23 protein-coding genes are annotated in these 21974 nt (G+C 40.3%); 14 read left to right on the top strand and 9 right to left on the bottom strand.

Annotated elements, in window-relative coordinates:
- Positions 1–170 precede the first annotated feature (170 nt).
- The 4 genes from G395_RS30390 to G395_RS32460 all read right to left on the bottom strand — a co-directional run bounded on the left by G395_RS30390 (position 171) and on the right by G395_RS32460 (position 2359).
- A complete protein-coding gene (locus tag G395_RS30390) occupies positions 171–1259 on the bottom strand; it encodes a FecR family protein (protein ID WP_051350392.1) in 1089 nt (362 codons plus the stop codon).
- A 70-nt stretch (positions 1260–1329) separates the two neighbouring features.
- On the bottom strand, positions 1330–1938 hold the full coding sequence (locus G395_RS0125025; protein ID WP_026632552.1) for an RNA polymerase sigma factor: 609 nt from the start codon (positions 1936–1938) through the stop codon (positions 1330–1332).
- 30 nt (positions 1939–1968) lie between these two features.
- Complete coding sequence (locus G395_RS33155) at positions 1969–2196, bottom strand: serine hydrolase (protein WP_374754390.1); 228 nt, start codon at positions 2194–2196, stop codon at positions 1969–1971.
- Positions 2123–2359 carry a hypothetical protein gene (locus tag G395_RS32460; RefSeq protein WP_169720079.1) on the bottom strand — a complete coding sequence of 79 codons (237 nt, stop codon included), beginning with the start codon at positions 2357–2359 and terminating at the stop codon, positions 2123–2125. Before G395_RS32460 ends, G395_RS33155 begins: the two co-directional genes overlap by 74 nt.
- Before the next feature lie 337 nt (positions 2360–2696).
- Here G395_RS32460 and G395_RS30385 point away from each other — a divergent pair, with 337 nt between their 5' ends.
- From G395_RS30385 to G395_RS0125000, 3 genes are all read left to right on the top strand, one after another.
- Complete coding sequence (locus tag G395_RS30385) at positions 2697–3323, top strand: recombinase family protein (RefSeq protein ID WP_051350391.1); 627 nt, start codon at positions 2697–2699, stop codon at positions 3321–3323.
- Between the two features lie 637 nt (positions 3324–3960).
- The gene (locus G395_RS0125005; RefSeq protein ID WP_026632549.1) at positions 3961–4923 is read left to right on the top strand and encodes a hypothetical protein; all 963 of its coding nucleotides are present in this window, start codon (positions 3961–3963) and stop codon (positions 4921–4923) included.
- Between the two features lie 279 nt (positions 4924–5202).
- Positions 5203–6711: a DUF8370 family protein gene (locus G395_RS0125000; protein ID WP_026632548.1), complete on the top strand. Its 1509-nt coding sequence runs from the start codon at positions 5203–5205 to the stop codon at positions 6709–6711.
- Between the two features lie 188 nt (positions 6712–6899).
- Here G395_RS0125000 and G395_RS31375 read toward each other — a convergent pair whose 3' ends face one another.
- Positions 6900–7991: a toxin-antitoxin system YwqK family antitoxin gene (locus G395_RS31375; RefSeq protein WP_157486813.1), complete on the bottom strand. Its 1092-nt coding sequence runs from the start codon at positions 7989–7991 to the stop codon at positions 6900–6902.
- A gap of 158 nt (positions 7992–8149) precedes the next feature.
- On the opposite strand from G395_RS31375, the gene G395_RS0124990 reads away from it, so the two are divergent.
- Complete coding sequence (locus G395_RS0124990; RefSeq protein ID WP_026632546.1) at positions 8150–8719, top strand: hypothetical protein; 570 nt, start codon at positions 8150–8152, stop codon at positions 8717–8719.
- A 48-nt stretch (positions 8720–8767) separates the two neighbouring features.
- On the opposite strand, the gene G395_RS0124985 is transcribed toward G395_RS0124990, so the two are convergent.
- Positions 8768–9322: a hypothetical protein gene (locus G395_RS0124985; RefSeq protein ID WP_026632545.1), complete on the bottom strand. Its 555-nt coding sequence runs from the start codon at positions 9320–9322 to the stop codon at positions 8768–8770.
- A 361-nt stretch (positions 9323–9683) separates the two neighbouring features.
- Between G395_RS0124985 and G395_RS0124980 the strand changes: the two genes are divergently transcribed.
- The 8 genes from G395_RS0124980 to G395_RS0124945 all read left to right on the top strand — a co-directional run bounded on the left by G395_RS0124980 (position 9684) and on the right by G395_RS0124945 (position 18073).
- Positions 9684–10616: an Rpn family recombination-promoting nuclease/putative transposase gene (locus tag G395_RS0124980; protein WP_026632544.1), complete on the top strand. Its 933-nt coding sequence runs from the start codon at positions 9684–9686 to the stop codon at positions 10614–10616.
- 426 nt (positions 10617–11042) lie between these two features.
- A complete protein-coding gene (locus G395_RS0124975; protein ID WP_026632543.1) occupies positions 11043–13892 on the top strand; it encodes an NACHT domain-containing protein in 2850 nt (949 codons plus the stop codon).
- A gap of 506 nt (positions 13893–14398) precedes the next feature.
- Complete coding sequence (locus tag G395_RS0124970; RefSeq protein ID WP_026632542.1) at positions 14399–14632, top strand: hypothetical protein; 234 nt, start codon at positions 14399–14401, stop codon at positions 14630–14632.
- A 104-nt stretch (positions 14633–14736) separates the two neighbouring features.
- Positions 14737–15036 carry a hypothetical protein gene (locus G395_RS0124965; protein ID WP_026632541.1) on the top strand — a complete coding sequence of 100 codons (300 nt, stop codon included), beginning with the start codon at positions 14737–14739 and terminating at the stop codon, positions 15034–15036.
- A gap of 373 nt (positions 15037–15409) precedes the next feature.
- Positions 15410–15898: a hypothetical protein gene (locus tag G395_RS0124960; RefSeq protein WP_026632540.1), complete on the top strand. Its 489-nt coding sequence runs from the start codon at positions 15410–15412 to the stop codon at positions 15896–15898.
- A gap of 67 nt (positions 15899–15965) precedes the next feature.
- Entirely contained in the window at positions 15966–17123 is a 1158-nt protein-coding gene (locus G395_RS0124955; protein WP_026632539.1) for a DUF3800 domain-containing protein, read from the top strand.
- A gap of 300 nt (positions 17124–17423) precedes the next feature.
- On the top strand, positions 17424–17675 hold the full coding sequence (locus G395_RS0124950) for a hypothetical protein (protein ID WP_026632538.1): 252 nt from the start codon (positions 17424–17426) through the stop codon (positions 17673–17675).
- Positions 17675–18073: a hypothetical protein gene (locus tag G395_RS0124945; RefSeq protein WP_026632537.1), complete on the top strand. Its 399-nt coding sequence runs from the start codon at positions 17675–17677 to the stop codon at positions 18071–18073. Before G395_RS0124950 ends, G395_RS0124945 begins: the two co-directional genes overlap by 1 nt.
- A 175-nt stretch (positions 18074–18248) precedes the next feature.
- Here G395_RS0124945 and G395_RS33150 read toward each other — a convergent pair whose 3' ends face one another.
- From G395_RS33150 to G395_RS0124935, 3 genes are all read right to left on the bottom strand, one after another.
- The gene (locus G395_RS33150) at positions 18249–18464 is read right to left on the bottom strand and encodes an aspartate/glutamate racemase family protein (protein ID WP_051350390.1); all 216 of its coding nucleotides are present in this window, start codon (positions 18462–18464) and stop codon (positions 18249–18251) included.
- Positions 18465–18613: 149 nt separating this feature from the next.
- Positions 18614–18961, bottom strand: a complete 348-nt coding sequence (locus G395_RS31365) for an aspartate/glutamate racemase family protein (protein WP_051350389.1) — start codon at positions 18959–18961, stop codon at positions 18614–18616.
- Positions 18962–19293: 332 nt separating this feature from the next.
- Complete coding sequence (locus G395_RS0124935; protein ID WP_026632536.1) at positions 19294–20034, bottom strand: hypothetical protein; 741 nt, start codon at positions 20032–20034, stop codon at positions 19294–19296.
- A 114-nt stretch (positions 20035–20148) separates the two neighbouring features.
- Between G395_RS0124935 and G395_RS32605 the strand changes: the two genes are divergently transcribed.
- Together G395_RS32605 and G395_RS0124925 are read left to right on the top strand one after the other, a co-directional pair.
- Positions 20149–21450, top strand: coding sequence for a hypothetical protein (locus tag G395_RS32605; protein WP_026632535.1), 1302 nt, complete (start codon positions 20149–20151; stop codon positions 21448–21450).
- A 69-nt stretch (positions 21451–21519) separates the two neighbouring features.
- Positions 21520–21939 (top strand): hypothetical protein, encoded by a 420-nt coding sequence (locus G395_RS0124925; RefSeq protein WP_026632534.1) that lies wholly within the window; start codon positions 21520–21522, stop codon positions 21937–21939.
- Positions 21940–21974 lie beyond the last annotated feature (35 nt).

Below are 21974 nucleotides of genomic sequence, written 5' to 3'. Positions count from 1 at the left end.
CTGTTTTCGAAAATTCTTGAGAAAGATTGGACAAAACAATTCCCCTCATTCTTGTCCCAAGAATGAATCCATTAGCTGGTTGAAGGAACCAAGCCGGTAGTGTTGGAGCACTGCCGGCTCTTAGTAAATGATCGTTTTATATTAGTCTCGTCATAGCTGAATTTTTAGGGTTAAAATGGTGACTGCTGTTTCTGGCATCCCGCACCGGAGATCAGGATCTGCCCATCGGCAATTTTGTATTGGGCCTGAATGATCTCGCAGATCAGATCGAGCTTTTTATAGAGCGACTCCTGCCTGAGATCGGCGGTAACCGAGCAATGAGCGAACACCTGCTGATCAAAGGTGATCTGGACGCCGTAGTATTTTTCAAGCATCTGGTACACCTGTTTCAGATTCGTTTCCTGGAAAACAAAGTCCTGCTCCTGCACACGGGCACTTACCGGCTGCGGATTTTCCACCAGCGTTTTTACTAATTGTTGGTCCTGCTGATTGAAGACTGCTTTCTGATTGGGTACCAGGACTATTTCAGCAGAAGAAGTGGTTGCGGCATCAGACGCAGCGGGTTGCCTTGATACGGTAACTTTTCCCGTCACAACCGAAACCCGTGTTTCACTATCCTTTTCGTAGGCAGCCACGTGAAAGCTCGTTCCCAGGACTTTGGTGACCAGTTGCCGGGTGTTGACCACAAAGGGCTTTTGAGGATTTTTGACTACCTGGAAAAAAGCGCCGCCAACCAGGTATACATAGCGGATGCTATCACCGAAGTTTCGACCATAGCGTAGCTCGCTTTGAGTGGCTAGCGTCACCCTACTGCCGTCCGGTAATGTGATCGTTTTTGGGCCCGACTCCTCGTTGAGAACCGTGGTCTGCGTGTTTAAGCCCAATCCAATATCCTTAACCTGGCTTACCGTCCTGCTGTCCAACAGCCACCATCCGATACCGAGCATGATCACCACCGAAGCCGCCAGCCTCAGCCACATAAAATTGAATACCGAACGCTTTTGAGACGAAACAGAAATTTCCGCCAGTATCCTGTTTTTACCATCAAGTATTTCTTGGTCAGTGAAAATATTGGATGTTTCGGCAGTCATGCTAAGTACCAGCAACCGGGCTTGTGCAACCAGCTGGCGGCGCACCGGATTACCTGCCTGCCAATGCTCCCAAAATGTATCCCCTTCATCGGTTTTACCAAAAACCCAGTTTCGGAAATACGAATCTTGCGACAATTGTTCAACATCGAGCAGATCGTAGTCTTTCATAGAATATCTTTTACTTCTCAATGAGATAGAGACATAAAAAGATATTGGTACTGAAAAAAAGCAGAAAAAATTAGGCAAAAATTGAAATAGCCCAAATAAAAGCTATCGTCCAGCTTTTGCGTACGCTCTTGACGGCTTCGTGTACAAGGTTCACCGCCGACCGATAGTTAATGCCCATGGTTGCGGCGACCTGTTCATAGGAAAGTTCTTGGGTATATTTGAGGTACAGCGCCTCCCGCTGCCTGTTGGTGAGCTGATCCAGATGAAATTGCAGCTTTTTCACATTATGTTGCTCGTGTTCCCGGGCGATCATCATGGCTTCGATGTGAAAGCCATCATCGGCCCGAACGTCATCATCCAACGTTTCAACGCCCGTCAGCCACTTCGACCTGCTCTTTTCGCGGATGATATTTTTTCTTAATGAGGCAAACAAATAACCTTTCACCGACCCAACGTCAGCAAGGCGGTCCCTGCTGTTCCACAAGCCTATGAAAAGATCATGCACGCAATCTTTGACAAACTCTTTATCGGGGTACAACTTGTAGCCGTAGCGAAGCAATAGCGGATAATACTGGTCTAGTAGCCGGGCGAATGCATCCATATCGCCAGCTTTGAATGCCAGCCACTGTTCAATTTCACGGGTATTTGTTAAGGCGGTGTCAGCTACAACTTCTTTCAATGCACTGGGTTTACAAGGTGCTACTCGTAGTTAAAAGGTAAAAGCAAGACGCCTTCTGATTCTACGTATGAAGCACATCAACGAAGGGTTTACGACCCGAAAAGGCAGGAATCGGTTAATATCGTCATCGAGGTTAAAATAGCCTTTAGCATTGATTTGCATGATGGCGGCTGCGGTGACTGTTTTAGATATTGAAGCGATATGAAAGACAGTTTCTGCAGTCACAGGTTTTTTTCTGATCGATGTCTTGAAAACCATAATGACGCATCCAGACAATGTTGTCATTCTCAATTTTGGCGGCGGCAAGTCCGGGAATACGTAATTCCTTCATCTGCATTTCAATCAGAGAGTCTACTTCTATCTGGGCCTGTAAGGTGTGGCACAGTAAAAGAAACACGGAGAAAAGTATACGATGCTTCATGAAGATTTGAGGCGTCATCGAAAGCTGAAATTAAACTGTGGTCAGTGCAAACGAAAGTTACAAGGAAAAATGACGCTTTGTCTTTTTGCCTAACCGCACGCCGGCAGCCGCCCCAGCTTATTTGCGTTCGAAAGCAGTCCGAGCAGTTCTCTCCAACTATACGATCTTGCCCCTTCAAAAAATCCGGTGGTTTTTCTGTACTCTTGAACACTTTGAGTTTCTCTCCCTTTTAGTTCTAAAAAGTGCCTTTTTCCACACTTTGAAATTACAGTTTAGTGGTACACTAAAACAAATTACTGTATATTGCAAGCTACCACGTTAAACTGTACTATTTCAGATGGTGATTGGATACATAAGGGTTTCGAAGACCGAACAGAATCAAGACCTACAATTTGACTCCCTCAGAAAGGCAGGTTGTGAGAAAATCTATCATGAAAAAATATCCGGCGCATCCTTGCAAAGACCGGAATATATGAGGATGATTTCGGAGCTTCGAAAAGGGGATGTCATAGTTGTTTGGCGAATTGACCGGCTGGGTAGGACAACTTATGAGTTGATCAAGCTTATGGTTGAGTGGAAAGAAATGGGAGTGGACTTCCGGAGTATTTCGGAAGGGATTGACACTTCTACCAAAATGGGTAGGCTTTGGTATATGCTTAGTTCGGTGTTTGCTGAAAATGAACGAGAGATCTTGACGGAACGCACCTTGGCTGGGATGGAGGCAGCAAGGGCGCGCGGCAGGGTAGGAGGGCGTCCAAAAGGGCTAACTAAAAAATCTAAGGAACTGGCAAGCTTGGCAGCTACTTTGTATCAAAGCAAAAAATATACTACTCTTCAGATATGTGAACAGTTGAAGATAGGAAGTAAGGCAACACTTTATAACTATTTAAGACATGAGGGTATCGAGATTGAAGGTTGGATACGGCCAAAAAAAAATATATCTGAGATTTGGAGCGACCAATAATCTGAAGGTATTTGTCTCTATTTAGTAGCATAATTAAATTAGTTATGTTTGCTGAGTGATTGAAATATGGACAATTTAAAATTATTTAAGCATCTTAGCGGTTGTGTCCAGTTTTTGTGCGATAGGCATCACATTTTATCAAGCTTATTTGCAACGAACTCAACAATACGCATCGGTCATACCAATACTTGACTGGTATCATACGGGCCGACTAGATGACAACATGAGAGGCTCGGCTGCGACCGTAGCTAATTCTGGGCTTGGGCCAACTCTGATTGATAGCATCCAGTATTACTATCAAGATAAACGCTATTACGATATGTACAGCCTTATCAAAGAGATGAAGGCAAAAGCGCATATTAGGGACTCAACTTTATTAATAAGCGATTTATGGGAAGACAAGGTAATTCCGCAAGGAGAGAAAATTTATCTGTATCAAACCACCAATCAGGCGGTAGTAAGCCAATGGCAGCAACAATGTCAATTTATAAGTTGTGTGATCTATTATAGGTCAATCTATGGGGAGCATTGGGTACTTGATCCCCGTAAGCCTAAACACAGCCGTAATCGAAAATTGAACTGATGGTATCAAGATTTTATTCATAAAACTTACTCCGACACTGAAAGCCTGGAAAATATGAAAAAAATTCTCCGTTTAATGATTTTTGTTTTTTTCTCAATTCAAGCACAAGCACAAGAGAAAACGTTCTTAAAATCAATTGACAAAAAATTATGGATACCCTTCAGATGGACGAGTGACAGTTTGGGTGGACGATTCTTTGACCGTTTGTCGATCAATATTGATGGTAAAATCAACAATGTACCTTATCCCCTCGAACTACAATTTGATACGGGGGCTTCCAGCAGCATTTTGTATGGCAACACGCTTAAATCATTGGTTAAAGTACAACCCAGCTTAGCCGCTCAATGGCCTGAGTTAAAAAGCGATACAGTAAACCAGTGGACACAAATCAATGTTGAGTTATCCATGCCACTCACCGGCTCCCGAGTAAGCAAAGCCTACGTAATGAATCGCTATGGTCAAACCGTTTCGGCTGAAGAATTCAAGGAAGGCAAACCAATTCATATCGGTTCATGGGGATTGGATGCTTGTTTAGGAAAGATCGTACTTCTTGACTTTCGGAATCAACGTATTGCTTTCTTAGACCAATCCGTCAATGAAAAACTGGTCAGTTTTGTACCATTTAAATTGGAGAAAAACCGGATCAAAGTTCCGCTTACCATTAATGGAAAGGAGTTTTACTTTCTCTACGATTCGGGTGCCAGTTTATTTCCCATCATGACGGTTAAAAAGGGTTGGGACTCCATTAATCCTGTAGCGACTAGTGATACGATTAAGGGCGTCAGTACATGGGGAAAATATTATGATGTATATGGAGCCCCTCTTGCCGCTAAAGCTTATCTGGGGGATACCCCACTCAGCTCTAAGACAATCTATTACCACCCTGATCCGGATAAGTATCATGAGCCCATTTTTGATGAAGCGGGCGTGGTTGGCAGTATCGGCAATAGCTATTTTTTTGATCAGATTCTAGTCATTGATTTTAGAACCAATCGATTTGGCGTAGTAAAGAAATAATATCACGATTACCATTTTAAATTAAGCTCTCTTTGAACGCATAGCTTTGAGATGCTTTAGCGTACCCTCTCCAGTAAGTTGCACCAAGCTGACAGAGGAAGCTATAACGAATTACTAGCATTGGCACGGTCATAGTTTCGCGTCTGTCAAATAGTTACATTTTCCTTTGCTGGGTGTTAGAGTCTCATCATAAAATTATTTATATTGTTAGAAATGTAATACTTTCAGCAGCTCGATTGGTAGGATCCACGAATAACTTATTTAACGTCGATTTACATCATGGTATATTTTTCAGACTATTTTGGTGTCAATCCTGACGATTTAGAAGAATATGGTGCGTTTGATATATCATTGATTAACGATCTTCCACTTTTTATTGACCCGTTTCTACTATATGGAAGTGAAAAACCGGAGTACGAAGCCTTGCATGACGGTATTCTTAAATATCTTTCATTTCTTCAAGCAAAATCAAAGCGAGGCGCTATTACTGACTCAGAAATAATTTCTTGGTATAAGTTCTCCGAAGTCAAACAGAACTGGCTGGGATTCAGTTTGTTCGGAAATAGCGGTAGTGGCTTAGGTGAGAAATTTGGTCGTGCCATGTCTTCCTATATGCATATCATCTTCGATAATTTATACGAAGAAAATATTTCTCAAACGTCGCACTTAGAAAAGGCTGCTCTCTTTCAAATAGGCGTCGGCAAAGACAATATCAGTGATTTTACTTGTAATCTTATAAAATCATACTTGCTCGACTACACGGAAATATTTGCAAAAAGATATTTACAAAAGGATCAAGTGAAAACTTGTACAGTTCATAAGGCTTATTTCAATTATGAAGCTGAAAGATGGATGGCTAAGGGATGTGTATTGCCAATATATAATGGCGATTATATCATTTTAACTCCACGTGATATACTGACCAAAGATGATAACTGGATAAATAGCAATGACTTACGCGGAGATTTTACCGGAATATGTACCTCAATTCCAAATATCCAGCTCCGCGATGAAATTTTTAATTTCTATCGTACAAAGCTTCCCGCACCGATATTTGTTGGAAAAGGGAAAAGGCGTAGGCAAAAACCCGTACCACAAAAAGATCTTGCTCATGCGATTAACGAAACAATTGTCCAGTTCCCGGAAATTATAGATTACTACATCAAAAAAAAGGAAGAAGATTCAGAAAGCGCAATTAGTATTTCGGACGAGAAGGTTCAGGAGGTAGAGACGATTTTTAGTGAAAATGTTAAAAAGCTTATAAAGTCCTTAACAGAAGAGACAAACTTCTATGGTTTCAAGCCCCAAAGCTCGTTTTCGGAGGCGTTATCTAGGGTTGAATTCCTGAAGGATGTAATTGAAAACAAGGACGGTTATAGATTGTTTTATTATAAGGGAGAACCGATTAAGCGTGAGGCGGATCTGCAAGTAATTTACAGACTTACCTGGTATTCATCGCCCTATGACGTTAACAGAGAAGTAAATAATGGGCGAGGGCCAGTTGATTATACTGTCTCTTTTGGATCAAAAGATAAGGCTTTAGTCGAGTTTAAACTCGCGTCTAATTCGAAGCTCAAAATGAATTTGGAAAACCAAGTGAAAGTTTATCAAGATGCTGCTGATACTAAGAAAAGCGTAAAAGTTATACTTTATTTCGATGACTCAGAATATGCCCGGACAATGAAAATACTCAAGGAATTAAAGCTAGAAAACGATAAAAGCATTGTTTTGATAGACGCGAGTGATAACAAGCCGTCTGCCTCTAATGTGCGAAGTAGTACAGTATGAAAATTTTTGTCTAAATCTCACTTAAAAAATCCTAAGCTTGTAGCTAAATATACCAAATAATATTTTGTTGTATAACAGGCTTTATGTTTAGTGCTTATCGGTGGCTCGGCAAATTGCAAGTCAGGTAGGTGGTTCAAGAGTTAGCTTTTTCGATCGCACAAGATTTTCGGCTCAACCACTCTAGCACATCACTTTTTCATCCAGATACTTGACTTGATTTGCTGCCCGTCTTGATCGTAGTCCCATGATTTGCTCGGCGCACCGTTCTCGTCGTACTCCTGATAGTGGCCATAATCCTTACCGTCCCTTGTATAGCTGATTCCCTTTACGGTCCCATTCTTATGATAATAAATCCGGGTCACTACACCGGGTTCAGGATTATAAATTGATTCGTGTCTGATAATTCCAAGCCGGTCAAACTCTCGAAACACAACTTCTCGCCCAAAAGAATCAAATACATTTTCATGTTTGACTTGAAAGCGCCCATACACAAATCGCAATGAGTCCTCGGATTTATAAAAGTCCCTAATTAATAAGTTTTTATAGGATTGGTCAATTGTTGAATCATAGTAAACCTTTGTCACATTTCTGGGCTGTCCACGCTCAAAATACTTTCGGACGTAGAGCTGCCCGGAAGTATAATACCAAGATGCTTCGCCTTGCAAGGAATCATCTAGATAATTCTCTTTCCCATAAATGCCGCCATTAGGATAGTAAACTGTTCTTTTCCCATTTCTAAGGCCGTTTAAATAATTTTCTTCTAACTCTTTCTTCCCATTAGAATAATGTTCAACATAAATTCCGTCTGTTTTGAATCTGGTTTTATGTCCGTACAATATCCGAAGTTCGTCCAGCTGCCGGAAACCTCGCTGAAACTGCCAATCCCGTAGCCCATCCTTGGCTTTAAATTGGACGTTCCGGTCACAGGGGAACATTGCAGGAGTTCCATTGGGCACCGTTGCAAAAACCAGCCACTCTTCTCCAATGTCGACGCCTATATCACAAGAAGTATTGACTTGATTTTCAATAATTTGGGCAGTTACTTGGCCCTTGAATTGTTCGATAACCTTGATGCTTAGAAGACTTTGAAGCCCAATCGCATTTGGATCGGAAGGTTTGATAACCTGCTCGCTATTAATACGTACCAAAGCAATAAAATTGTACTTTTTCAGGTCATCTAACTGCATTGGCCGGTCAAAATCGGTTAGGCAACTGCATGCAAAGGATGATCGCCAGAAAACTGTGAAAATGAACAGTGAAGTTATTTTGAGTAATTTCATTATTTGAATTTGTATTAATCCAACTTTTGGTATTCCTGTCTATAAGATTGGTTGGCAACATACATTTGTAACTAGCAATTGCCTTATAAGGGATGTTTTCAGTAATAACTCAGAAAAGTCGCTTTTTACTGTTTGTAACGATAAACTTCTCTTTATTCATGAGAAATCTTATAGTTTTAGCATTTGCAATCATTGGGCTTGTATGTAAAAGTGCCAGCCAGGAACTTCCGCCCTGTAAAGAAGTTAAACAGGTTAAAATTGATACGGATCAAAGAAAGAAGAGAATCCTGTCCGATTACATAGATTATTGTGTTAAAAAGGAGTGGAAAAACGACAAAGGGATTGTTATGCTTAGGGAATTCAGAAATGAGCAAGGCCTGGATTGCTGGCTGCTTATACCCTCGATTGATGATAGTTATAAGGACAACCCACCCGAGCGCTTCGCTACTTTTCAAGGGGACATCATTTTGGTTTTCAGCGCTGATTCATTGCAGAACGTTATACCTGCGGAAGGAAACAAAAATCAGCTTAACCAATGCCTCGAACAAATAATAGGTGACCGTGTTTATACAAGGCCAACTCTTAAAGGCCGCTGGACAGAAGGTAGGAGGCCATTTACAAATGAAAAGGTCACAGAAGGGGCACACAGGTACTTTGGAGGCAATGGCGGTACGCTTATCATTGTCTTTGACGCAGATGGTACCTACAAAAAGGTGCTGCCGGTGTAAGCCGCCGCTGGTAATGTATGTTGTGTTTACTGCTTAGGCAGTGGAAAGCTATTGGACCTTTTTTTCAATGTATCCACTTGCGTCCATTCTTACTTGCAGTATATCAAACATTAGCACTGCAAGTTTGGTGAGTATCGTATCACACGACTGGCTGGGCTCAACGGTAAATTCAATTCCTGACGACTCTTCAAATAGCTGAAAGCCTAGTGACGATATGTTTTTCTTCATATAGGGTTGGTAGACGTAGTAATGTGCTCGCTGCATTTCACTTTCCGTAGGTATTTGGCAATAGAGACTGTTATTATCAAGCCTGTGAAAATGCAGGTAAAAGTCTGAGCCTTTTACAAAAATCAATGAAAAGCTTGATATTTGGTTATCGTTCAACTCAATGATTGCGTCCACCAAATGCTGCGTATCAAGTGAGGTTGGGTTTCTGTTGAGGCGGTTGAGCCGCTCGATTCTCCTTTGAATGCGCCAAATCCCTTTTTGATAGTAATGGGCGTATTTATAGTCCTGAAATCGAAGACACTCCTGCAATTCTTCGTCCAGTACCGACATTTCAAACTCCAACTCTTGGATAAGCAATTCAAATTCTGTCAGCATTGGGCACCCAGATATCTAAATGTGTTAAAGCACTCAATTTACTTCACCCATGCTTATTAATCAAAATGGACACACATTATAGATGATATTTTCAAAAATGGGTAAATGAGGTTAATAAGGCATCTAAATCCCTGTCACAATACCTCTATTTTTTTGGAATCTTAATTGTACATTATGGCATTTTACAAACGGACGTTCTTAAAATGCCATATCTCGCTTCCATTCAGTTTAATAGAGCATAATGGTGCGACCTGTCGCCACATTCAGGTTAGCGGTATATCTGGATATGTCTTCGTTAAGATGTCAAGAATGCATGTTGCTTCGGCTGTATAGAGTAAGAGTCAATGCTTATCTTTGTCTCATGAGTGAGCATACATCAAAGCACGATACATTCCTTCGGTCTATCATGGGTAATCAGCAAATTGCTCTTGATTATTTTCATTCTTGCTTGCCTGAACAGATCCTAGAAAAACTAGATTTTTCAACACTCCGGCAGCTTCCCGACACATATGTGTCAAAGGAGCTGAAAAAATCTATTTCAGATATTGTCTACGCATGCAAAAAAGCTGATGGGGAAGAAGAGGTTAAAATTTCACTTTTGATCGAGCATAAAAGCTATATAGACAAATACACGGCGATTCAGATCGGCAGCTACATCTTTTCAGGCTTATTAAAGCAGATTGCAGAAGGGGAGAAGCCATCCCTGATTATCCCGATCCTGCTTTACCATGGCAAAGCCCGGTGGGAATATAAAACTTTGTCATACTTATTCAATGAACTGGAACCGGAGCTATCACGGTTCGTCCCGGATTACCAATACGTTTTTCATAATCTAGGTGAGATTCCTGATGAGCAAATCCAAGCGCTGAATAACAAGTTTCTGGCCGCCTCGCTTCTCGCCATGAAATACAGCGTCTTGAAAGATCGCCTTAACCCATTAATTCCTACAATATTGAAGCTGGCCGGCGAGATAGATCAGAACTTGCAAACTAGCCTGATTGTTTATACATTCGTAAACAGTGAGCTAAGCGAGCAGCAAATCGTTGAACTGATAACATCGTTGCCCACACAAATCAAAGAAACAGTTATGAGCACGTTGGATATTTTTGTTGAGAAAGGTCGTAAAGAAGGCCTGAGAGAGGGTAAGTTGGAAGGTAAAATCGAAGGCCAACAGGAAAAGACTGCAAACGCAGTTCGAAACCTGATCAAGCAATCTTTGCTAACGGACGAACAGATTGCTTCTGCCCTTGAAGTGACAGTTAACTATGTAGCCGACATTCGCAAGCAGTCTTAATTCTTAAAGAAACTGTGCCCTCACTTCTATTAAAATGTCTAACTTTCCGTTGTGATAAAAACTGGCTTACGCAAACAGATACATTGTGTGTGGACCCATCCTCACCTGGTATAGGACGTAACTTGCTACTGGTCTAACACAAGTGCCTGGATTTATTACTGCTAGGAATTTTAAGCTTGGAGTACGGCTTTGCTGGTGTGCTTGAAATTCATTTGCAGCCAGGCATCCTAATTTTCCTTCTCTGTTAGTATGTCTTAATTGAGCGCCATGCCTCTGAATTAACTATAACCTTTCTTGAATGTAACATTGTTGCCTTTTCACACAAAGGGTTGTTTCATTTTCGAGGTAACTCGACTATACAAATGATGGAAAGTAATTTACATTCAAAAGTCACTTTAATCAAAAGTCTCTATAAACCTAATAAAAATGATTTTTGAAACAGCGACGTTGATAGCTTTCGGTGGATGGCTTGGTGAGAAACTTGCAGATAAAGGTTTCGACCATATTTATGAAAAGTTATCCAGCATTGACGAAGACAACAAATTCTATGAGGTAGTAAAAGCGACTTCCGAAGAAATGGCAGAGGACTATCCAGATGTCCTTGGTGGTTCGGTGTTTCACTTTTTTAAACAAGAACAGATTTTTAGCGAACTGATAAAATTCCTGTTTATCGATTCTAATGTAAATGAAGACACAATAGCTCAACAGTTTGACATTGAGACACTTCCAACTAATTATATTACGTCTTTTGTGAAGAAGCTTAGGGCCAATCTCTTGAATCATACGGATTTCAGAAGTATTTTGGTTAGCAAAGAAATTCATATTTCCTGTATTGGAATTGCAAACGACGTTTCTGAAATATTAAGGTTGACGACACTGTCTCGTCAGGCTATAACGGATATATCTGAAATATTACGGGTTCATTTCAAAAATGAATTTGACTATAAGAGTTTCAGACAAAAATATTTTAACAACGCAGAAAATAATTTATCTCAAGTTCATCACATTGGGCTTGGAGTCGATCTAAATATCGAAAAAGGCCGCCGAAAGCTTATTCACCAAATTTTCGTTAAACCAATATTCACTATATCGAATTTTGATAAAAATAGACCTCACAAGGAGATTTTATTAAACCTTAGAAAAGATAAAATCTCTTATCAAAAATTATTATCGATCTCGCGTAACCTAGTGATACTTGGAAACCCGGGAAGCGGAAAATCCTTCTTAATAAAGTCGGCAATCTGTTCTATCTTAAATTCAGGTATTTCGGAATTTGAAAACAAAGAGATATTTAAATCTATACCATTTAGAATTGAGCTAAGAAAGTATATCGCCCTAAAAAAAGAACGACATTTTACCTTGATTTCGTATCTGTCATTGCTTCTTGAACAAGAATACTCGATATCGAATATTACACCGGAGACTCTTGAGATGATCATATCAAGAAAAAAATCCATTTTCTTCTTTGATGGACTTGATGAGATTTTCGATGTCAATGATAAGCTAAGTGTCAAGAATGATATCGAGAATTTTGTTGATAATTTCCATAATGTTATATCCATTACAACATCAAGAATTGAAGGCTATGAAGAAGCGCCGTTTAATCCAGAAAAATTTGTTGAAATTATAATAGAAAAATTTGATGAAGATCAAATCAAAGCATATTTGGAAAAATGGTATGAGATTGAAGAGGATGTTATTGAGATTAGAGAAAAAGAGATCTCTGATTTTATGAGTAAGCGTAGGGGACTTGATGAAGAACTTTTAGCAAACCCTTTACTTTTGTCTTTGATAGTAATACTATACCGAAACAATTTGAAGCTTCCAGAGTCAAAATTAGAGATCTATCAGAGTTGTACTAGTACACTAGTTGATAAGTGGGATACTAGTAAGGAACTCGAAATCGATCTTGATGACGATATACTAAAACGTAAGGAGCCAATATTAGCTGATCTTGCTTATTGGCAATATACAGAGGTCAGTAAAGAAACGCCTCTCCGAATAACTTATGAGAGAGCAAAAAATATTGTTGGGCATTGCATGCAAAATAAATTGAAGTTGGTCGATGAGTTTACCATGGAAAGCAATGCTGAAAAATTTATGAATTACATTCAAAAAAGGTCAATATATTTTGATAACAATTTTACTCATAAGACATTTTTAGAATATTATACTGCCTACTGGATCTATACAAATATTGAAAAAAAACATAAAAAGGATCAGCGGAATATAATAATTAGTAAATATATTGATGCTACATTTTGGCATATTGTGTTAGAATTATTGATAAATTTAATAGATAAAGATCAGGCAGATGATGAAATGATGGATGAAATGATTGAAGAGCAATTGTTTCATCCCGAAAAGTCAATTAATTTTTTAGTTTCTGTGCTTCCAACAATTAGAAATGTTAGTGCAGGTGTCATTGAAAAGGTAGTTGCAGCGGTTGTTGATGTTTTACTAAGACACAATGCATTTGAAGGTCGAAATTCGTTGTTTGACAAACTTAGTGACCTTATCCAAATCCCAAGGTTCACTCTTATTGTGTTACGGATAATTGAAGATCATGCTGATGAACATCCAGAAAGTATGCTCATCGCATGCCAATTAGTGCTTCAACTGTTTTTTTTTAAAAAAATGTCAAATGATGCAGAAGCCCTGCTTTCAAAATTTGATGTTGAAAAGCTAAGAATGCAGGATCGATTCATATTTCTAACTTATCGATGGGGTAAAAATAATTTCAACGAAATTGATGGACTTGATGATTTGAAAGAGTTTGTGAAGTATTTTGGAGTTGAAGGCAGCTTACACTTCACGCCAATGATTTTTATGGGCGCTCGTCTGGTTCCTTTTTTTGACAGTTACTTTGCCACTTTGGTAACAAAAGGAAATTTGAACAATATAGACAATGAAGTAAGAAACATTCTTGAGCTAGGTTTTCAAAGAGAGCAGATATTACAGGCTGCCTTCTCCGGCTCGATAAATCTTGTAGATATGGAAGTATCTAGGCTTATTCCAATAATTGATAGAGTCCTTTGTGAATCGATTTTATTGGACACAGAGATGTTCTTGGTGGGGTTGGGTCTATATCTTGATGACCTTGTAGATAGACCAAACGCTGAAGGTGCAGTAGATACGGATAGTCTTATTAGTACGAAGCTGAAAGAAGTAATATTGCGATATCGCGGATCAAATGAAAATGTACTGGGTATGCTAGTAAAAGAATACGACTTGAACCCAAATATTACAGGGAGAAAAAAAGTATCTTTTGACTAAACATCTCATTAGGCTTGTATTTTAAAGATTGCTCAAGTGTCTCGGCTATTTTTATGTCGATACCGCCCCATAATTCAAGTTTATAATGATGTCGTTTCTTAAGCGCGATGCTATACCCAAGAAGTCTAGACGACTCATGTAGCAATATGGTTTATCATATTTCATAAGTAAACTCAAAGCAAACGCAGAACTATACTGTTAGGCGGGCTCTTGGGGTTAGTTGACACATAGAGCAATGTTTAAATTATCTGTTATTTTGACATTTTTATGTTCGCGAAAACGATCAATTAAATGAAAAGTATGCTGCTGTGCCTAACCAGTCTGTAAACTTTTGACATTTTGTTTCATGTTGCTGTTTGCAAAATCAAATTTCATTTATTCGAGCACTCGACGAGTTAATTGAAACAAACCTGAATTCACCAATGTGAGCGTGAAGGTATATCCTATGTTACAAAATTTTACTGCTCAAGGATTTTTCTTGCAGACATTCCTGTCTAATTTTGGGTATGAATGAACCCATCGTGCTTCCAGTCGAATATCTTGGCGCAACTATTGAACTGCCGCTGACAATTATCACACATGGGTACACTTATCAGCTTCAAATTGACATCGAGGGCAAGAAGCTCGTTTTTGAAAAAGATGATCAGGGTGAATACCGGGTTATTGATGATGCAAACGGACCAGGCCATATTAACAAAAGTCTTGTATTAGCTATTCTAACTACACTTAGAGAACTTTAAGCCATTACCAGCTGCTGTTGTTTCAATTTGAGCATCGGTGCGAATTCAGGGTTTAGCCTAGATTTATGTAGGTTATGCTTAATTAATTACTTCAAAGAAATCCGATGATAATAGTTGGTTTGATAAAAACCCAGGATCCGGCCACGCTGATTGACCCCATAACCTTGGAGTCAGTAGAAGCGTTATATGAATACCTAAGCAGGGTTTTGAAGAAACAAAACTTTGCCCTTTCAACGCCGATTACTATTGAAATGCTCACTGAAGGCTTGAAGCTGGAAAAGCCTTTGCTTATTAATTTTGGCGAGCGTAGTGTGTCTTTGATGATTGGAGAAGAAGATGTAATTATGGCTAACACCTCCCGGTTTATACACGTGGGCTTATTGCAGGAGCTTGCAGATCTGTAAGGTTAACTGTCAAGGATAGCTTTACGATTGAAATCATCAGGAAGTGTTATTACCTACCCTTTGTAGACTTAAAGTCGGGACAAATTCGGTGTCCTATTCAATTTCTGTTTTTCCATTTAGTTTGATTGAAGGCTTCAACGGCAATTAATCAGTTATCAAAAAAGCCCGCATTTGACTGTACTATCCTTGACTTAGCGCTGGTTTGCGAGACTAGCCTGCCAAAATCAAAAATGCTGCATGAAACCAATTAGTAATTGCTAAACAAACGCCTGGTCATACTACTTATGCTGGCACCACTTTGACGAAATTATATTTTGTTTGGCATCTGCTTTATATATTGCACATTCCGTTATTCACCAATCCAAACCCATTAATGAAAGCTAAAAATATCCGCTTCTTTTCCGTGCAGGAAAATGAGCAAAAAGCAGACAAGAAAGCAGCGGCAAAATCACTTCCCAAAGGCTATATTTCCGCTGCCGGCAAAATTGTATTCCCATCAGTGGCCATCGAAGAGCTGGGTATCGAACCTGATACAACCAGGTTCCTGGTAGGAACTGATGACGGTAAGCGCAAGATCAAAAATCTGTACCTGGTGCCGACAGAGCAGGAGAGCGCTTTTTCAATTACACGCTCCGGCCGTGGCTACTCCTTGCCATTGGAATTAATCCTAAGCAAAGGAGGCATTGACTACAGCAATCACAAATATGTTTTCACAGCTTCCATCTTCCAGCATGAGGGCTCAGTTGGTTACGCATTGGAAATCTCACCCGAGCAGGCATCTGAAAAAGTACCGTATACCGGCAAACCACGGGGACGCAGGCCAAAGGATAGTCAGCAAACAGCTGATCAGCCCGCAGAATAATCAAAAGTATTTTTGCCGGTAAGCGCTAAACGTTAACCACTTTTGCCGGTCTCCGGCCTAAGCCATTATGCATCATCATACAGCCTTTTTAAGTGAGTGGGGCAACAACACACTTGACTTTTCCAAAAAGGGCCCCTCCGGGATCTTGCCAACAACCCATTTCATCGTGACAGCACTTATCATCGGCAAGGCAGACGTTGAAAATGTCCTGGCAGTGCTTAAAGCGATTAGTAAACGTCACTTCGATGGTGGACAAATTGACTCAGAAAAGACCGGCAATAACCATCTTAAAAGGAAAGAAGTGCTGGAAGACCTGGAAGAGTTGCCCTTCCAGGTGTTTTCAGTTATCGTCGATAAGCGCCAGTTGATAGGGGAGGGGCTCCGCTACAAAGGCTCCTTTTTCAAGTTCCTGCATGGGTTGGCTGACCGGGAGTTGTTCCGGATATTTCCGGACTTGGAAATGGTTGCCGGCCGCACCGAGGATGAGACCTTTATGAAAGGCTTTATTACTTATGTGCAGCAGAACCATATTGCCAACCTTTTCAATGAGTCCTCCTTTGGCTTTGTGGCCTCTGACGATAGCCCGATTGTCCAGCTCGCCCATTTTATTGCAGGGACGCTCGCGCGCTGCTACGATGAAACGGTAATCACTGATCAAAGAGGGGAGTTCATAGAAATCCTTAAACGGAAGGTCTTAACCATCAGGTTCTGGCCAGATGCCTTTGCGCATAATTTGATTAATCAGCCGCAGCCAGGACCCGGCTTCAATCCGCTTTTGTCCGAGCTTAGTGTGAACCTGGCCAATGATTTCCTTCATCGTAAATCCGGTGACAAAGCTCCACAGGCCATCGACCAGGTAAGCAGCCTGAGCTACCTGCTTTTTCATTTTCGGCATATTAGCCCCACCCGTTACATCACCAGCTTTGAGCTTATGGAGCATATCAGGGCCAGAAGGGGAAAGAACGTTTCGCTTCATTATTTTCAAACAAAAGTGATTGCCCCGCTCCGGGATGCGGGTGTGCTGATTGCCAGCAGCTCGCGTGGCTATAAGCTGCCCGCAAGCCAGCAAGATTTGTATGATTTTGTAGGCCATAGCAACACCATCATTGAGCCGATGCTTTCGAGGGTGAAACGGTTTCGTGACCAGATCCATATGGCCACTGACGGCAAGATCGATGTGCTGGCTGCCGATGAGTACAAAGTAATCCGTAAAGTGATTGATTAATAAAAGTCGTCATCGGAGGATTATTGCAGTAAGTCGTAAACAGGTTGATAGGCGCGTTTTCTGCTTGATGACACATTTGCCAAGCCAACAAAGCAATGGTTTGTTCGAATCAATGAAAAACACTGGCGCTCACCTCCGCGTATCCCTGCTACCGCGAGTGAAACAATCACAAGATCATAATTAAACATGCAAGTCCTGAGATTATTCAGGAACTGCCGTTAGTTAAATCAATCCCACCGGCGGCTAACTGGATTCGTGCATTGGCTTTGGTATATCTTAAATAGCCAGAAATTCACTGGTATGACCGATTATCAATTTATCCAGGAGATCCAAGCATTCAAGCTCGACCATTTTATGGCTTATATGGGATGGATTGGAAACAAGCCCTATAAGATTTATACACGCGAAGATCCGTTGCTATTCTTTGTCTATGATGAATACACGGACAGGCTCTTTGAATTCAAACTGAGGGATCCGGGAAGGTTAAATAAAGCGACCATTTACGATTGCCTCATTACAGCTTACCTGGCCTTGCCAGAAAAACAAATGTAATGTTCCTGAGAGCAATGTATGCCCGACTCTATATTATGGTTAATTTGACCGGCAGAATTTACAGCTCTTTAAAAGTCGAGCAGTATGAAGTCTTCAAAGCTAACCTTCCCAGGACCATGCAATACATACCATTGACCCAGCTCAGAAATGATGAAAGTGCCTGTAAAGCAATCTTCGAACTTGTAACAGCAGGGTGCGGGCCCACAGAGTTTGGCTACGTGGAAGACTCCGAGCTCGGATATATAACCTTATGGGAAAAATATGGAAGCGGCAGCACACGCCATATTCACATATCCAATGATGGCTCCATAGAACACTATTTCGGTGATGAGCTTGAACCTGTCGGCAATGTTTTTAAGCTGGTTGATCAAATCAGGATGCTAGGTTATTCTGCTTGATGACAAATTATATGACTCTGAATGCATTCAATAATGGTTTTTTTGGACAGACCTGTTGTTATCTTTCTTCAACCCTTCTAAATTGGATTCAGAAGGGTAGGATCCAGCAATTAGTTAAGCTGTGGATTGGATCTTTGATGTAGTATTTCCGACAACCGCTATTCAAACAGATCTGCTAATTACAGACAGATTGTTCTGCCGCAGCCAAGGCATGGAGCTCCATCATATCAAACAGTGGAACGGAGCTATCTGCCTGTGACACCAAAAGCTCCATTTCGGTACAACCCAAAATGATACCTTGCGCTCCGAGAATAATTAAATCTTGCAGGATTCGCCTACATTCCTGCCGGCCCGGGGCCAAGACCTTTCCCTGAGCGAACTGTTCACCCACAATATGTCAATAATGCCTTGATCTATTGAATTGGGGGCCACTACTGTGAGCTCGAATTGGTCCAGCAAACGTGCTTTGTAGAAATCGGTGTCCTTTGAGGAAGCACTACATAACAATCCAATCTTGACTATTCCTTGCTTTTGGATGGCCTACCCGGTCGGTTCAATGATATGCAACAGTGGTACTGCAACTCTTTCTTGCAACTTGTAAGCCATACTGTGCAGGCTATTTGACAGAATAATGATTACGTCTGCACCGTCCCGCTCAAGCCGCAGGGCGGCATCTATCATTATTTGGAGAGCTTGTCCTATTTGGCCACGATTTTGATATTGCTCAATTAAACTTGCATCGACAGGTATCATTAAAGTTCTAGCAGCATAAAAATCCCCTAACTGATCGCGCGTAGCTTGATTAATGAGGCGATAGTACTCTGCCGTAGGTCTTGAAGTCAGGCCACCGATTAGGCCAATACATTTCAAAGAGATATTGTCAGCCATTAGTCAAGTAATGTTTGAATAAAAAACTCGATACAATTGACCCTCAGTAAATTATGGTTAAAAACCGCCGCACGCCAACTTATTAAAAATGCCATGATCCTGTGGAACTGCTGTATCTTCCAGGTCTGCTTGCGAAAATGACTGATCAAACGCGAATAAAGGACCTATTAATGCAAGGAGAGTAATAAGATACTATCGAATAATTCAGCATAATGCCAGTAACCAGTCGTTATACCAGAGTAATAACGTTTTACCTCAATATGAGCATTACTGTTCTAATTGTGGTCAATTGTTAACAGTGGTGTCAGCTTTCTGCTAAGTTTGATGTATCTCTATGTAAAAAGATGAGAAAGATTTCCTGGCCATTCAGTAAATCCTCGATCTGAAATTGGCTCATATGTCAAATAATGGTTAGTAAAATGATGGTTGTTACTTGTATTATTCATGTTGATGTGTATTAGTGGATGGACGCAAGCTGCACCCATAATCAGCCGTTTCAAATGATCGCCGTTACTTCCACCGTATCCTGGCTCCAAATAACACCAACCACCATTTTTTTGAATCTCCTGTCGTTTTGCAAGCAAATGAGATTTTAAAACTTCACTCGAATAGCTTGTACAACTTAGAGGGAAATCATTCATGATGCGATCAACATATCCCGTTCGATTTACGCCCAAAATGCGATTGTATACCGCATAATCAAACAAATTGGTATGTTCTAACAACAACTCTTGACAGATTACTAAATAATCTTGCGGGTATAGCACGTCATGTTCATGTAAAGACACGAAGTCACTCGGGAAGCAGTCCATCCCTAACGTAATCTTTTCTATAATGCTTAGATGGCCAAGGTTACGGATACTTTCAGGTGCTATTACATTAGTAATTAATGACATGTCTTCCTCCATTTCTAAAAGGAATGTTACAGGTTTACAACTCACCACAATTCCCTTAGTCTTTAATGGTAGGTTTTTCGCAAAGACCATATTCTTGAAGTAATTAAGCGATGCCTTAAGTACTAGTTCGTCAATTTCATTGTGTGTATAGAAGATGGCTGTATGAGTCTGTAACATATATTTTATAAATATTTTAAGAATTTTTTCTACAATTTAGTAACCGTTTGTTGCATTATTAAAATTAAATTAAAATATTTATTAAAAAATTCACATTCATCATAACAACTCTCAATGGATCGCAAACACTTTATCAAAACTTTCGCTACCATGGCAGGCGGATTAACACTCGTCAACTGTAGTAATGACTTGATCACAGAAATGGTTGAAGAAACCGACTTGTTGGAAGACATTTCTATTGAAGACGCTAAATTATGGTTTGAAAATGACTACCTCCCACAGCTCAGGCAGTCCCAAAGAACGAGCGGGGATCGAATCCACAAACGGAAGGCCGCTTGGGATAGGGCGCAGAAGCCCCAAAACAAAAAAAAGAAGGAGTATGTGTGGGTTCCTATTGACTATGAAGATGAGGCAAGGCCAGGAATAGTTGTCTATGATGAAGAAACACTTTTCAAAAAGGAACTAAGTAAGTATTATCTACAGCCAGTCATCGAAGGCTTAATAGTGATCAAGGTAGGGAAAAAGAATCTGGCTTTCTTGGCTCAAATTGCCTATGATATGCAAGAGGTTGCAGCAAATAACTTTGTTATTGATAAGTCGAAATTCACTGGTACACTGCTTAAGGTCGATTGGGATGACAATCTAATTAATGGGGTTACCTATGAAAAGGGTATTCCAATGAAGGGATTTGCAGATGTCAATGAAAAATCCAGTAACGAAAGAACGCAAACTTGTTACTATTTCTTACAAGGTACAATGAATACCTGGTATGTAAATTCATACGATGAGTTAGTTATTGTTGTCCATAACGTATGGTCAGGCTGGTGCGATGGCAGCGGCTCAGCAACCGGAAATGGCGGCTTCGGAGGGTTCGGAGGGGGATCCACAGGAGGAGGCGGATCCGGAGGCGATTATCCTGGTAGCGGCAGCTATTATGACCCATACGTCCATAGCGATGCCGGGAATATACAATACCCACCACCGCTGCCACAGATTTATAATTTCAATGTTAGCAATGCTATCGCAGCTCCGGGAAATGATCGCCTTGTAATGAACAACAATCTCAAGGAGACAATGTTTGCAATCAATACAGTAGCGAGTATTCAGGGGATTACCTGGGAAAAAGCGTCAGCACTTATAAAATCTATTGGTGGAAATATTAACAACTATACACCTACTATTGTCATAGCAGGCAAAACATTCAACGTAATTTCCTTTTCATTGGGTGGTGTTGGGCTTTTAACAAGTATTCCGTCAGCATACATAACTTTGACCGATGGTCAAATGAACTGGGCAGATGCACGAGCTGCCGTATCAGTGGTTGCTACGACGGCCTCTATATTTGCTAGTGGATGGGTAGCTGTAAGTCTGGGCACCATTTCCTTAGGAATTATGATTTATGAAGAAAGCTTATAAAAATGATTATTAAAAATAGAAACAGTAACGCAGTCAGGGAAACTTGAATGCGTTACCTAAATTTTTTTTATGCTCAAACGAATTCTAATTGACTTACGAGATTTTTGTTACCACTATGCAAAAAGAGAAGGTGGCGAAGCTTTAGCCGAAAGCGAATATATTTTTAAAATGATAGGAGCTTTATTTTTATATTATTTCGGTTTTGTAATTTTCATAACAATTTTTGTCAGACACTTTTATTCTATTCAAGATAATCCAGAGTTATCCCTATTACTTCGTTTTGTTATCGGAGTAATGTTGTTCGGAATACCGGCATGGCTTCTAGTAAAACAAATTTTAATTTTCATAAAATCAACACCTATCCCCAAGGATCTAAGCCAGGACGAGTATACTAGAAAAAAAATAGTTGCTATTTCGATTTACTTAGCCGGAATTGTCTTTTTCTTGGCATCATTTATCCTGCCAACATATTTAATAGGAGGAACCTAATCTAGGCGATTCGGCTGTTAAACAAAACCAAAATA

Source organism: Dyadobacter alkalitolerans DSM 23607, assembly GCF_000428845.1.
Classification (GTDB): Bacteria; Bacteroidota; Bacteroidia; order Cytophagales; family Spirosomataceae; genus Dyadobacter; species Dyadobacter alkalitolerans.
Note: the sequence above shows the minus strand (reverse complement) of the source record. Positions and strands in the feature narration are given on the sequence as shown.

Bases quoted from the DNA above. Each gene is read 5' to 3' on its own strand.
- G395_RS30390 (WP_051350392.1), bottom strand. From the start codon at position 1,259: ATGAAAGACTACGATCTGCTCGATGTTGAACAATTGTCGCAAGATTCG.
- G395_RS33155 (WP_374754390.1), bottom strand. From the start codon at position 2,196: ATGGTTTTCAAGACATCGATCAGAAAAAAACCTGTGACTGCAGAAACT.
- G395_RS32460 (WP_169720079.1), bottom strand. From the start codon at position 2,359: ATGAAGCATCGTATACTTTTCTCCGTGTTTCTTTTACTGTGCCACACC.
- G395_RS30385 (WP_051350391.1), top strand. From the start codon at position 2,697: ATGGTGATTGGATACATAAGGGTTTCGAAGACCGAACAGAATCAAGAC.
- G395_RS0125005 (WP_026632549.1), top strand. From the start codon at position 3,961: ATGAAAAAAATTCTCCGTTTAATGATTTTTGTTTTTTTCTCAATTCAA.
- G395_RS0125000 (WP_026632548.1), top strand. From the start codon at position 5,203: ATGGTATATTTTTCAGACTATTTTGGTGTCAATCCTGACGATTTAGAA.
- G395_RS31375 (WP_157486813.1), bottom strand. From the start codon at position 7,991: ATGAAATTACTCAAAATAACTTCACTGTTCATTTTCACAGTTTTCTGG.
- G395_RS0124990 (WP_026632546.1), top strand. From the start codon at position 8,150: ATGAGAAATCTTATAGTTTTAGCATTTGCAATCATTGGGCTTGTATGT.
- G395_RS0124985 (WP_026632545.1), bottom strand. From the start codon at position 9,322: ATGCTGACAGAATTTGAATTGCTTATCCAAGAGTTGGAGTTTGAAATG.
- G395_RS0124980 (WP_026632544.1), top strand. From the start codon at position 9,684: ATGAGTGAGCATACATCAAAGCACGATACATTCCTTCGGTCTATCATG.
- G395_RS0124975 (WP_026632543.1), top strand. From the start codon at position 11,043: ATGATTTTTGAAACAGCGACGTTGATAGCTTTCGGTGGATGGCTTGGT.
- G395_RS0124970 (WP_026632542.1), top strand. From the start codon at position 14,399: ATGAATGAACCCATCGTGCTTCCAGTCGAATATCTTGGCGCAACTATT.
- G395_RS0124965 (WP_026632541.1), top strand. From the start codon at position 14,737: ATGATAATAGTTGGTTTGATAAAAACCCAGGATCCGGCCACGCTGATT.
- G395_RS0124960 (WP_026632540.1), top strand. From the start codon at position 15,410: ATGAAAGCTAAAAATATCCGCTTCTTTTCCGTGCAGGAAAATGAGCAA.
- G395_RS0124955 (WP_026632539.1), top strand. From the start codon at position 15,966: ATGCATCATCATACAGCCTTTTTAAGTGAGTGGGGCAACAACACACTT.
- G395_RS0124950 (WP_026632538.1), top strand. From the start codon at position 17,424: ATGACCGATTATCAATTTATCCAGGAGATCCAAGCATTCAAGCTCGAC.
- G395_RS0124945 (WP_026632537.1), top strand. From the start codon at position 17,675: ATGTTCCTGAGAGCAATGTATGCCCGACTCTATATTATGGTTAATTTG.
- G395_RS31365 (WP_051350389.1), bottom strand. From the start codon at position 18,961: ATGGCTGACAATATCTCTTTGAAATGTATTGGCCTAATCGGTGGCCTG.
- G395_RS0124935 (WP_026632536.1), bottom strand. From the start codon at position 20,034: ATGTTACAGACTCATACAGCCATCTTCTATACACACAATGAAATTGAC.
- G395_RS32605 (WP_026632535.1), top strand. From the start codon at position 20,149: ATGGATCGCAAACACTTTATCAAAACTTTCGCTACCATGGCAGGCGGA.
- G395_RS0124925 (WP_026632534.1), top strand. From the start codon at position 21,520: ATGCTCAAACGAATTCTAATTGACTTACGAGATTTTTGTTACCACTAT.